At 69.6% G+C, this 12,538-nt stretch carries 11 protein-coding genes; 9 read left to right on the forward strand and 2 right to left on the reverse strand.

The annotated features are described in order from the left end of the window. The first annotated feature begins 1 nt into the window (after window position 1). On the forward strand, window positions 2–1,183 hold the full coding sequence (locus tag B1729_RS11055; RefSeq protein WP_163620145.1) for an ABC transporter permease: 1,182 nt from the start codon (window positions 2–4) through the stop codon (window positions 1,181–1,183). A gap of 11 nt (window positions 1,184–1,194) precedes the next feature. On the opposite strand, the gene B1729_RS11060 is transcribed toward B1729_RS11055, so the two are convergent. Further along, on the reverse strand, window positions 1,195–1,803 hold the full coding sequence (locus B1729_RS11060) for a PH domain-containing protein (RefSeq protein ID WP_163620143.1): 609 nt from the start codon (window positions 1,801–1,803) through the stop codon (window positions 1,195–1,197). A gap of 31 nt (window positions 1,804–1,834) precedes the next feature. Between B1729_RS11060 and B1729_RS11065 the strand changes: the two genes are divergently transcribed. Beyond that, window positions 1,835–3,628, forward strand: coding sequence for an ABC transporter ATP-binding protein (locus B1729_RS11065; protein ID WP_163632699.1), 1,794 nt, complete (start codon window positions 1,835–1,837; stop codon window positions 3,626–3,628). Between the two features lie 90 nt (window positions 3,629–3,718). Then, complete coding sequence (typA, locus tag B1729_RS11070; protein WP_163620139.1) at window positions 3,719–5,629, forward strand: translational GTPase TypA; 1,911 nt, start codon at window positions 3,719–3,721, stop codon at window positions 5,627–5,629. 81 nt (window positions 5,630–5,710) lie between these two features. Here the strand turns inward: typA and B1729_RS11075 are convergent, their stop codons facing one another. Next, entirely contained in the window at window positions 5,711–7,795 is a 2,085-nt protein-coding gene (locus B1729_RS11075; protein ID WP_163632701.1) for a hypothetical protein, read from the reverse strand. A 168-nt stretch (window positions 7,796–7,963) separates the two neighbouring features. On the opposite strand from B1729_RS11075, the gene B1729_RS11080 reads away from it, so the two are divergent. The 6 genes from B1729_RS11080 (at window position 7,964) to B1729_RS11105 (ending at window position 12,448) form a co-directional block, all read left to right on the forward strand. Beyond that, the gene (locus B1729_RS11080) at window positions 7,964–8,725 is read left to right on the forward strand and encodes an AzlC family ABC transporter permease (RefSeq protein WP_163632703.1); all 762 of its coding nucleotides are present in this window, start codon (window positions 7,964–7,966) and stop codon (window positions 8,723–8,725) included. Then, entirely contained in the window at window positions 8,722–9,036 is a 315-nt protein-coding gene (locus B1729_RS11085) for an AzlD domain-containing protein (protein ID WP_163632705.1), read from the forward strand. Before B1729_RS11080 ends, B1729_RS11085 begins: the two co-directional genes overlap by 4 nt. Before the next feature lie 68 nt (window positions 9,037–9,104). Beyond that, entirely contained in the window at window positions 9,105–9,470 is a 366-nt protein-coding gene (locus B1729_RS11090) for a DUF6113 family protein (protein ID WP_163632708.1), read from the forward strand. Window positions 9,471–9,518: 48 nt separating this feature from the next. Then, complete coding sequence (gene fdxA / locus B1729_RS11095) at window positions 9,519–9,839, forward strand: ferredoxin (protein WP_018170155.1); 321 nt, start codon at window positions 9,519–9,521, stop codon at window positions 9,837–9,839. A 1-nt stretch (window position 9,840) separates the two neighbouring features. Then, on the forward strand, window positions 9,841–10,962 hold the full coding sequence (gene dapC, locus B1729_RS11100) for a succinyldiaminopimelate transaminase (RefSeq protein WP_163632710.1): 1,122 nt from the start codon (window positions 9,841–9,843) through the stop codon (window positions 10,960–10,962). 187 nt (window positions 10,963–11,149) lie between these two features. Then, window positions 11,150–12,448 (forward strand): citrate synthase, encoded by a 1,299-nt coding sequence (locus tag B1729_RS11105; RefSeq protein WP_163632712.1) that lies wholly within the window; start codon window positions 11,150–11,152, stop codon window positions 12,446–12,448. Window positions 12,449–12,538 lie beyond the last annotated feature (90 nt).

Below are 12,538 nucleotides of genomic sequence, written 5' to 3' on the forward strand. Positions count from 1 at the left end.
CATGAACACCTCCATCACCGAGCAGCCCGGGACCGAAACCCAGGCTGTCGCCGAGATCTCCATCGAGCAGAAGGAGACCGAGGGCCTCAGCCAGGGTCAGATCGTCCGCCGCCGGTTCTTCCGGCACCGCGGTGCGATGGTCTCGGGTGCTGTGCTGATCCTCATCATCCTGCTCGCCTTCACGTCGGTGGGCGTCAACCTGTGGGGTCTTCGGATCCCCGGGTGGTGGCCGTACTCGTGGGACGAGATCGCCCCCAAGATCAACAACGGTGTTCCGACGCTGTCGCTGTGGCCGTTCCAGATCGGCGAGCACCCGTTCGGTCAGGACGAGGTGGGCCGCGACATCTTCGCGGTCGTCATGCGCGGTGCGCAGCAGTCGATCATGGTGATGGTGATCGCGGGCGTGCTCGCGACGACCATCGGTGTGGTCATCGGCGCGGCCGCGGGTTACTTCGGCAAGTGGCGTGACAGCGTGCTGATGCGCTTCACCGATGTCATCATCACGATCCCGCTCATCGTCATCGGCTCGGTGCTCGGCAACGCGTTCGGAAGCCTGGGCGCCGCGGTGCTCGGTGTGGTGATCGGCATGTTCGCCTGGACGACGATGGCCCGCCTCGTGCGTGGCGAGTTCCTGACGCTGCGCGAGCGGGAGTTCGTCGACGCCGCGCGCGTCTCAGGCGCGCGTGACCGCCGCATCATCTTCCGGCACATCCTCCCGAACGCCGTCGGCGTCATCGTCGTGAACGCGACGCTGCTGATGGCGGCGGCGATCCTCCTCGAGTCGGCGCTGAGCTACCTCGGGTTCGGCGTGCAGTCGCCCGACACGTCGCTCGGCAAGATCGTGTCGGACAACCAGGCGGCGTTCTCCACCCGCCCGTGGCTGTTCTGGTGGCCTGGCGTCTTCATCATCATGATCGCGCTCTGCGTCAACTTCATCGGCGACGGCCTGCGCGACGCGTTCGACCCGCGCCAGAAGAAGAAGCCGAGCGAGCGTGCCATGGCCCGTGCCGCTCGCGGCAAGGGCCCGGTGCCGGTCCTCGTCGACACCACCGCCTCCACCGACGCGCCGTCGGTGACCGTGGCCGGCGAAGCGGTGTACACCGGCGACGTCGTGAACTATCACGACCCCCGCCCCGAAGAGCCGGGCGACGTGCAGCACAAGCCGTTCGACCCGGAGCGGTGACGGTGCTGCTGTCAGACCAGCAGACTGATCGCGGCGGCTACGCCCAGCGCCGCGATCAGGACGATGGTCGCCCAGTGCCACGTCGTGGTCGACGCCTCGGGGTCGACGCCGCTGGCGAAGGCTCCCGCGCCGCGCAGCTGCTCCCAGCGGCCACGGATCAGCTGGGCGAGGTTGCCGCTCATCGTCGTGACGGCATCGGCGGGCCGCAGCTCGCCGGCGCCGCCGCGGGCGGTTTCGCCGATTCCTTCGAAATCGCCGGGCGCGAGGCCCAATGTGCGGTGACGGCCAGGCGCCGGCGCCGCCCACACTCCGATCCGCCCCGCAGCGGTGTGGAGGGTGAGCGAGAAGCGCGTGTCGATCGACTCGATCGAGGGCCACGGCACGAAATGCGTGCGCAGCACGTTCTCGACCGTGATCCCGTGCTCCTCGACCCGCAGACCCGGGCGCCAGAACAGCGCCCACGCCAGGGCGGCCACGAAGACGAGCGGCCACATGTACCGCACCGCCGAGGCGGGATCCGACCAGAACAGCGCGGCGATTCCGAGGCCGCACATGACGATGGTCACGACAGCGAGGACACGGCTGAAGACGGGCCGGTAGACGACCTCCTGGAACGACATGACCTCAAGCTTTGCAGATGGGACATCACGAATGACTGACACGACGGGCACGGACGCCGGTATCGCGGCGTCGCGGGACGCCGTTCCGGAGACGATCCTCGAGGTCAACAACCTCGGCGTCGAGTTCTGGGTCGAGGGCCAGTTCTACCCGGCCGCGATCGACATGAACTACGAGGTGCGCCGCGGCGAGGTCCTCGCCATCGTCGGTGAGTCGGGCTCCGGCAAGAGCACGAGCTCGATGTCGCTGCTCGGCCTCCTTCCCGAGAACTCGCGCGTCACCGGATCGATCAAGCTGCTCGGCCGCGAACTGCGCGGGGTGGATGACGCGACGCTCCGCTCGCTGCGCGGAAGAGAGATCGCGGTCATCTTCCAGGAGCCGATGACGGCGCTGAACCCGGTCTACACGATCGGGTTCCAGATCATGGAGGCGCTCCGCTCCCACGATCGCTCGATGACCCCCTCCGAGGCCAAGGCGCAAGCGATCGAGCTGCTGACCATGGTCGAGATGCCGAACCCGGCGCAGTCCTTCAACAAGTACCCGCACCAGCTGTCCGGCGGTCAGCGGCAGCGCGCGATGATCGCGCAGTCCATCTCGGGCGACCCGCTCCTGCTCATCGCCGACGAGCCCACCACGGCGCTCGACGTGACGGTGCAGGCAGAGGTCCTGGATCTGCTGCGCAACCTCCACAAGCGACTGGACTCGGCGATCATCCTCATCACGCACGACATGGGCGTGGTGGCCGACCTCGCGGACCGCATCATGGTGATGAAGGAGGGCGTCGTCGTCGAGTCCGGCACGGTGGATCAGATCTTCCACGCGCCGAAGCACGAATACACCCAGCAGCTGCTGGCATCGGTCCCGCACCTCGGTCTCGGCGTGCTCGAGACGTCGCCCGCCATCCCCGAGGTCGTGGTCGCAGCGGAGGCCCTCACGTCCGTCTCGTTGATCCGTGAGCGGGCCAGCGAGGCTGCGGAGATCATCGAGACGCGCACGCCGGTGCTCGCGTTCGAGGACGTCGCGATCGACTATCCCAAGCGCGGCCGCATCCCCGCGTTCCGCGCGGCCGAGCACATCGACCTGGCGATCTACCCGGGGGAGATCGTCGGTCTCGTCGGCGAGTCGGGTTCGGGCAAGACCACGCTCGGGCGCGCGGCGATCGGCCTGCTGCCGATCGCGGAGGGCAAGCTCACCACGGTCGGCGCAGACATCTCCGACGCTTCGCAGAAGGATCTGTTCGCGATCCGCCGCCGCACCGGCATCGTCTTCCAGGACCCGGCGTCCTCGCTCAACCCGCGCATGCCCATCGGCCAGTCGATCGGCGAGCCGATCCTGCTGGCCGGCCTCGCCAAGGGGAAGGCGCTCGACAAGCGCGTCGAGGAGCTGCTGGCGCAAGTCGAGCTGCCTCGGTCGTACCGCAACCGCTTCCCGCACGAGCTGTCCGGCGGTCAGCGGCAGCGCGTCGGCATCGCCCGTGCCCTGGCACTCGCTCCCGAGCTGCTCGTCGCCGACGAGCCGACCTCGGCGCTCGACGTGTCAGTGCAGGCGCGGTTCCTCGACCTGCTCCAGGAGCTGCAGCAGGAGCTGCAGTTCGCCTGCCTCTTCATCAGCCACGACCTCGCCGTGGTCGACATCCTGGCCCATCGCATCGCGGTGATGCACCACGGGAAGCTGGTGGAGGCCGGCACCCGGGACGAGATCCTCCGCGGCGCGAAGGACCCGTACACGCAGCGCCTCATCGCTGCGGTTCCGGTGCCGGATCCCGAAGAGCAGCGGGTGCGCCGCGAAGCGCGTGCGGCGCTCCTGGCCGCGGGCCTGGAGGGCTGACGAGAGCGCCGAAAGGCGACACACAGGAGCGCCCAATAGAATGGGGATGCCGGCACTCCGGCATCCCCATTCTCTTTCAAGGATTCCCTCATGGCGCGCGCCCTCCGTCCGGACCTCCGCAACGTGGCTATCGTCGCTCACGTCGACCACGGCAAGACCACCCTCGTCGACGCGATGCTGCGCCAGACCGGCTCGTTCGGCTCTCACGAGCACATGGAAGAGCGCGCGATGGACTCGAACGACCTCGAGCGCGAAAAGGGCATCACGATCCTCGCGAAGAACACCGCGATCACCTACAAGGGCGTCCACACCGAAGTGCCCGTGACGATCAACGTGATCGACACCCCGGGTCACGCCGACTTCGGCGGCGAGGTCGAGCGCGGACTGTCGATGGTCGACGGCGTCGTGCTGCTGGTCGACGCGAGCGAGGGTCCGCTGCCGCAGACCCGCTTCGTGCTGCGCAAGGCGCTCGAGGCGAAGCTGCCCGTCATCCTGCTGGTCAACAAGACCGACCGCCCCGACGCGCGCATCCCCGAGGTCGAAGAGGAGGCGCACGACCTGCTGCTCGGCCTGGCATCGGACCTCGTCGACGACGTGCCCGACCTCGACGTCGACGCGCTGCTGGACGTTCCCGTCGTCTACGCCTCGGGCCGCGCCGGCGCCGCCTCGCGCAACCGCCCCGACAACGGCACGCTGCCCGACAACGACGACCTCGAGCCGCTGTTCGAGGCCATCCTCCAGCACGTCCCGGCCCCGTCCTATGACGACGACGCGCCCCTGCAGGCGTGGGTCACAAACCTCGACTCGAGCCCGTTCCTCGGTCGCCTGGCGCTCCTGCGCGTCTTCAACGGCACGCTCAAGAAGGGCCAGACCGTCGCCTGGGTGCGCTCGGACGGCAGCACCAGCAACGCCCGCATCACCGAGCTGCTCAAGACGCGCGCACTCGACCGCTACCCGGCGGAGAGCGCCGGCCCCGGTGACATCGTCGCCATCGCCGGATTCGAAGACATCACGATCGGCGAGACGATCGCCGACCCCGACGACGTGCGTCCGCTGCCGGCCATCACGGTCGACGACCCTGCCATCTCGATGACGATCGGCACCAACACCTCGCCGCTGGTCGGCAAGGTCAAGGGCCACAAGCTGACGGCTCGCATGGTGAAGGACCGCCTCTACCGCGAGCTCATCGGCAATGTGTCGCTGAAGGTGCTCGACATCGGCCGCCCCGACGCGTGGGAGGTGCAGGGCCGCGGTGAGCTGGCGCTGGCGATCCTCGTCGAGAACATGCGCCGCGAGGGCTTCGAGCTGACCGTCGGCAAGCCGCAGGTGGTCACGAAGAAGATCGACGGCAAGACGTACGAGCCGTTCGAGCACCTGACGATCGATGCCCCCGAGGAGTACCTCGGCGCGATCACGCAGCTGCTCGCCGCGCGCAAGGGCCGCATGGACAACATGACGAACCACGGCACCGGCTGGGTTCGCATGGAGTTCATCGTGCCGTCGCGCGGTCTCATCGGCTTCCGCACCGAGTTCCTCACCACGACGCGCGGCACGGGCATCGCTAATGCGATCTCGCACGGCTACGAGCCGTGGGCGGGCCACATCGTCACGCGCCAGAACGGCTCGATCGTCGCCGACCGCTCGGGTGTCGTCACCCCGTTCGCGATCATCGCGCTGCAGGAGCGCATGTCGTTCTTCGTCCAGCCCACGCAGGAGGTCTACGAGGGCATGGTCATCGGCGAGAACTCGCGCGCCGACGACATGGACGTCAACATCACCAAGGAGAAGAAGCTCACCAACATGCGCTCCTCGACCTCGGACTCGTTCGAGTCGATGACGCCGCCGCGTCAGCTGTCGCTCGAAGAGAGCCTCGAGTTCGCGCGCGACGACGAATGCGTCGAGGTCACGCCCGAGATGGTGCGCATCCGCAAGGTGAATCTCGACGCGACCGAGCGCGCCCGTGCGACGGCGCGCCTGAAGCGCCAGGACGCCAACGCCTGACGCGCGCCCCGCGTCCGTCCAGGAACGCCGAAAGGGTACATCTCCCCACGTGTGTGGCGGAGATGTACCCTTTCGCGATTCTCAGCGCGCCCGGACGGTCACCGTCACCGGCTTCGCGGCGGTGGCTCCGGCGGCGTTGGACAGGACCGCGGTGAACTCGTACGTGCCGGAGGGCAGCTCGCCGACGGTGGTGACCGCGTGCTGGGCGCCCGGCGTCGCCGCGACGAGCGGCTGCCGGTCGATCTCCACGCCGTCCTGGAACAGCACGTACTCGGTCGCGTTGGTGCCCCACCACAGATCGGCTGTGATCGACACGACGCCCGTGCGTGCGCCCGAGGCGGTGAGCACCGCTCGGCCGGGAGCGGCATCCGTCACCGTCACGGTATGCGTCCGTGACGAGGCCTCGCCGTGGGGATTGAGTGCGACGACCGTGTACTCGTAGGTGCCGTCGACGCGCCCCGCGATGTCGAACGCGGCGTGCTGCGCGGCGGGTGAGGCGCCGTCGATCCACTGCGCGTCGACGAGTGCGCCGTTCTCGTACAGCTTCACGACGGTCGCGTTCTGCCCCCACCAGAGGTCGGCCAGTATCCGGTAGTCGCCGTCGCGCAGCCCGGTGTCGCGGCCGTTGTCGTCCGAGACGGCGAAGGCCGCGGGTGCGGCGGTTGCGACAGGCGATCCGGACGACAGGATGCCGGCACCCGCGCCCGCGCGGACGATCGCCGCCACGTCGGCGACGGCGTCCAGTGCGTAGGGGTAGGCGTCGGCGGGGTCCCACCGGACGTCGGGGGAGAGCGGGGTCGCGGCCGTCGCGTTGTACGCCGTCAGCACGTCGGTCGGCTCGCCGTTCACGAGCGTGTCGCTCGCGCGGAGCTCCGTTCCGCCCCATCCGGCGATGATGCGCGAGACGCTCGACGGATCGACGAGCTCGACCGCGTTGGACTCGGCGACGATGCTGCTCTCTCTGCCCGCGCCCCAGAAGTACTGGAAGAACGGGTGATCCGGCGACGAGGCGGCGGTGGTGACATCCGTCTGCTCGTAGAGGTTGTTGTAGACGTGCACATCGCCGAACCGCACCCGCGGAGCGCGCTGACCGATGTCGGTCCAGCGGTTGTGGTGCTGCGTGACGCGGTGCTGGCCGCGGTCCTGCGTGCGCGAGTCGGACGAGCCGATGATGTCGGTCTTGTCGTGATGCTGGAACCAGTTCCACGACATCGTGACGAGGTCCGACCCGTGCGTCACGTCGAGCAGACCGTCGTGCACCTCGAACGGCCGGCCGTACACCGTGTCGAGGCTCGACGCGGGGTGGTCGCCGTCGTCGAACGTGTTGTGATCGACCCAGACGCTCGTGGACGTCCACACCGAGAGGTTGTCGTACGCCGAGTTCCAGTTGCCGCCGGAGTCGCCGGCATCCCATTGCGGGAAGCAGTCGTAGGCGTCCGACAGCGTCAGGTTGCGGACGATCACGTTGCGGGCATCGCGGATGCGCAGGGATGCCCCGACCACGCGCGCGTCGTCGCCGACGCCGACGAGGGTCACGTTCGAGCCGATGTGCTGCAGCGTGAGCCGGGCCTGCAGCGCGGCGGCCTCGACACGGGCCTGCTCGAGCGGGCCGGACGGGTCGACGCCCGGGCCGAACGCCGCGATGTAGTCGTCCATGTCGAATTGCGCGCCGGAGCCCGCGACCGTCACCTGGGAGGCGATGTCGTCGCAGGTGACACGAGTGCCGTCGGCGCGCAGCCAGGGATCGAGCGTGCCCGTCACGTAAACGATCCTCGGCACCTGGTTGTAGCGCGCATCGTTCTGCGAGCCGCCGGGTACTCCCGCGAGGGCGTCGCGCAGCTCCTGCCAGTCGTCGACGACGTACACCTCGGCCGGACCGGCGGCTGTGCCGCCGGTGACGGGCTCGGCGAGGCGCTGGACGCGCTCCGGATAGGTCGGCCCCGACCACGAAGCCCACCCGTCGCCCGGCGCGATCACCTCGTGCCCGAGATCCACGGCGGGGGCGGGCGCGGGGTCGGCTGCCGATGCGGCTGCAGGCAGCGCCACCACGGGCGCTGCGGCCAGGGCCAGCGCGGTCGCCACGCCGATGCCGGCGGCCAGCGATCGCCGAGGTGTTCGGATGCGCCGCGCGGGCGTGTCGGTGGGCGTGGGCAGCGTCGTTCTCATGGGACTCCTTCGTCCGCGGCAGAATCCGTGATGAGAACGGGTGGTGGCACCCACAAGCGAGGAAGCGTTTTCTGCGTGTGTCCCCAGCATGCTCGCGTGGCCCGGAAAGCGCAATCCTCGACCTGTGCACATCCGATCCTCGTCCGGACTCGTCGCTAGCATGGCGACGTGACTCTCGATCCTCGTTTCGACGACGCGCACGGCGCCGGCGAAGCCAGACGGGCGGTGCGAGAGGGCCTCGGGGTCGCCATCGCGACCAGCGCTTACGGCATCTCGTTCGGGGCGCTCGCCGTCGCGTCCGGCCTCGACGTCTGGCAGACGTGCGTTCTGAGCCTCGTGATGTTCACCGGGGGTTCGCAGTTCGCGTTCGTCGGGATCGTCGGCGCCGGGGGACTGGCCGCGGCGCCGGCGGCGATCGCCTCGGCGGCGCTCCTCGGGATCCGCAACGTCGCGTACGGCATCCGCATGTCGCCCGTGATCGGCGCGGGTTTCTGGCGCCGCACCGCCGCCGCGCAGTTCACGATCGACGAGTCGACCGCCGTCTCGCTCGCGCAGCGCACGTCGCGCGCGCGCACGCTCGGATTCTGGGTCACGGGCATCGGCATCTACATCGGCTGGAACCTGTCGACCCTCGCGGGCGCGCTGCTCGGCGACGTGCTGGGCGACCCGCGGGCGTACGGGCTGGACGCCGCCGCTGCGGCCGCGTTCCTCGCCCTGCTGTGGCCGCGGCTGCGGGCACGCCAGCCCATTGTGGTGGGCATCGCGGCGGCCGTGGTGGCGACGGTGCTGACGCCGGTGCTGATGCCCGGGATCCCGGTGATCGTCGCGGCGGCCGTCGCGATCCTCGTCGGCTGGACGAACTGGCTCGGCAAGGACGACGGAGTGGATGCCGAGCCCGACGACGTGGCGGAGCGGGAGGGTCTGCCGTGACCATGTGGACTGCTGTGCTCGTGGCCTCGATCGTGTGCGTGGCTCTCAAGACCGTCGGCTACCTCATCCCCGCCCGCTGGGTCGAGGCGCCGACGCCGCTGCGGATCGCCGATCTGCTGACGGTGGCGCTGCTCGCCGCTCTGGTCGCGGTGCAGACCCTGGGCGCCGGTCAGGCCGTGGTGGTCGACGCCCGCGTCCCGGCGGTGCTCGTGGCGGCCGGCCTGCTGCTCCTGCGCGCGCCGTTCCTGGTCGTGGTGATGGCCGCGGCGCTCGTGGCGGCGCTGCTGCGGCTCTGGGGCTGGGCCGCGTAAGCCACATGAGCCCGGGCGCCGCCGGGCATGCCGTCCGGGCACGCCGACCTGGTCGGTAGCATCGAGTCATGCGTTCCTCCGTCCCCGCCCGCATCGGCAGCTGGATCGTCGCGCTGGTCGTCGGGCTGGTGTACGGCGTCGCCGGCACCGTCGCGCACTCATACGAGCTCGGCTGGTTCCCGCTCGGCCTCGTCCTCGCGGTGATCGGATCGGGAGCGCTGCTGCTGGCGGTCCGTCTCCTCACCTCAGACCGCTGGGCGACCCTCGCGACCGGCGGCGGCATGATGATCTCGACGCTGGTGTTCTCGGGGAGCGGCCCCGGCGGCTCGGTGGTCGTACCGCAGACCGGTCTGGCGGTGTTCTGGACCTTCGCCGTGCCGATTCTCGTGGCACTCGCCGTCGCCTGGCCGGATCGGACGCTCGCCGCCGACTGAGCGGACGACGAGCGACGAGCGACGACGGTGCGCCGGTAGACTGATCGCGTGACGTACGTGATCGCCCTTCCCTGTGTGGACGTCAAGGACCGCGCCTGCATCGATGAGTGTCCCGTGGACTGCATCTACGAGGGCGACCGATCGCTGTACATCCACCCCGACGAATGCGTCGACTGCGGCGCCTGCGAACCGGTCTGCCCGGTCGAGGCGATCTACTACGAAGACGACCTGCCCGACGAGTGGCAGGACTACTACAAGGCCAACGTCGAGTTCTTCGACGACATCGGCTCCCCGGGCGGCGCGGCCAAGGTGGGTGTCATCCACAAGGACCACCCGATCATCGAGGCGCTCCCGCCCCAGGAACACTGACGTGGGGGTCGCCGACCTCGCGGACTACCCCTGGGACGCCGTCGCACCCTACGCGGCGCGCGCCCGCTCGCACCCCGACGGCATCGTGGACCTGTCCATCGGCTCCCCGGTCGACCCGACGCCTGAGGTCGTCGCCGACGCGCTGCGCGCGGCGACCGACGCCCACGCCTATCCGCAGACCGTCGGCACGCCGTCGCTGCGCAGTGCGATCGCAGCCTGGTTCGACCGGCGCCGCGGGGTGCCAGGACTGACGTCCGACGACGTGCTCCCCACCGTCGGCTCGAAGGAGCTCGTCGCCCTGCTCCCGCTGCTGCTGGGCCTCGGACCGGGCGACATCGTCGTCCATCCCCGCGCGGCCTACCCCACGTACGAGGTCGGTGCGCGACTCGTCGGCGCCACGCCGGTCGCGTCCGACGACCCGGCGGAATGGCCGGTGGGCACCCGCCTGGCGTGGGTGAACTCGCCCGGCAATCCCGACGGACGCGTGCTCGACGTGGGCGCGCTGCGTGCCGTGGTCGACCGGGCCAGGGAGCTTGGCGCGGTGCTCGCGTCCGACGAGTGCTACGCCGAACTCGGGTGGGACGCACCCTGGGACCGGGACCCGGTGCCCTCGGTGCTGGATCCCCGGGTGACGGACGGCGACCTGCGCGGCATCCTGTCGGTGTACTCGCTGAGCAAGCAGTCGAATCTCGCCGGCTACCGCGCCGCATTCCTCGCCGGTGATCGGGCCGTGGTGGCCCGCCTGCTCACGGCGCGCAAGCATCTCGGCCTGATGCTGCCGCTGCCGGTGCAGGCGGCGATGGTGGCCGCCCTCGAGGACGACGCGCATGTCGCCGCGCAGAAGGAGCTCTACCGTCGCCGGCGCGAGGCGCTGCGGCCCGCGGTCGAAGCGGCGGGCTTCCGCATCGACGCGAGCGAGGCCGGGCTGTACCTGTGGGCGACGGAGGGCCGCGACGCGTGGGAGAGCCTCGGCCGGCTGGCCGACCTCGGCATCCTCGCCGGCCCCGGTCACTTCTACGGCGTGCACTTCCCGCAGCACGTCCGGCTGTCGCTCACCGCGACCGACGACCGCATCGCGGCGGCCGCAGAGCGCCTGCGGGCGGCATCCGTTCTCCCTCGCTGAGGATTCCTCCATCGGATGCCGGGTCCCTTTGGCCGTGTCAACAGTAGGCGCGGCGGCGCACTAGGCTGTAAGAACGCGGCGGCGCGGCATGCCCGTCCCGCCCCTCCGTTCTGACGCAGACCGCCCCACGGTGACGCTCAGGACCGGACGACACCCCCGGTACGACCAGAAATCGCGAGGAGGCGCCGTGAGCGACGCGGGCACCCACCAGGAGAAGGCCACCCTCACGATCGGTGATACGTCCGCCGAGTTCCCGCTGTTGCGGGGCACCGACGGCTCGCCGAGCGTGGACCTCTCCACCCTCACCCGCCAGACCGGCTACACGGCTCTCGACTACGGCTTCGTGAACACCGCGGCGACCAAGTCCGCGATCACCTACATCGACGGTGACCAGGGCGTGCTGCGCTACCGCGGCTATCCGATCGAGCAGCTGGCGAAGAACAGCACGTATCTCGAGGTCGCGTGGCTGCTCATCTACGGCGAGCTGCCCACGGCCGACCAGCTGGGGGAGTTCGACGAGAAGATCCGTCGCCACACGCTCCTGCACGAAGACCTCAAGCGGTTCTTCTCGGCGCTGCCGCACACCGCGCACCCGATGTCGGTGCTCTCCTCGGCCGTCTCGGCGCTGTCGACGTACTACGAGCGCCAGTCCGACCCCAACAATCCCGAGCACGTCGAACTGAACACGATCCGCATGCTGGCGAAGCTGCCGGTCATCGCGGCCTACGCGCACAAGAAGAGCATCGGCCAGGCGTTCCTGTACCCCGACAACTCGCTCGGCTTCGTCGACAACTTCCTCAAGCTGAACTTCGGCGTGCTGTCCGAGGTGTACCAGGTCGACCCGGTGATGTCACGCGCGCTGGAGCGCCTGCTGATCCTGCACGAGGATCACGAGCAGAACGCCTCCACCTCGACCGTGCGACTGGTGGGATCCACCGGCGCCAACCAGTTCTCGTCCATCTCGGCCGGCATCAACGCGCTCTACGGACCGCTCCACGGCGGCGCGAACGAAGCCGTGCTCGACATGCTGGCGCGCATCCGCGACTCGGGTGAGAGCGTGCAGCGCTTCGTCGAGCGCGTGAAGAACAAGGAAGACGGCGTGAAGCTCATGGGCTTCGGGCATCGCGTCTACAAGAACTACGACCCGCGCGCCAAGCTGGTGAAGGAATCGGCCGACGAGGTGCTGACCGCGCTCGGCGTCAGCGACCCCCTGCTCGATCTCGCGAAGGAGCTCGAAGAGATCGCGCTCAACGACGCGTACTTCCAGGATCGGCGCCTGTACCCGAACGTCGACTTCTACACCGGCGTGATCTACAAGGCGATGGGCTTCCCGACGCGGATGTTCACCGTGCTCTTCGCGATCGGCCGCCTGCCCGGCTGGCTGGCGCAGTGGCGCGAGGCTGCGGGCGACCCGCAGACCAAGATCGGCCGCCCGCAGCAGCTGTACATCGGCGCCGAGGAGCGGAACTACCCCGGTCTCTCCTGACCCCGCCTGGGTCGATGAGCGCGTCGCGCGTGTGATCGACGGCAGAGATGACGGATGCCGCGCCCCTCGGGGCCGCGGCATCCGTCGTTC

This window comes from Microbacterium sp. B35-04, from assembly GCF_010634885.1.
Taxonomy (GTDB): Bacteria; Actinomycetota; Actinomycetes; order Actinomycetales; family Microbacteriaceae; genus Microbacterium.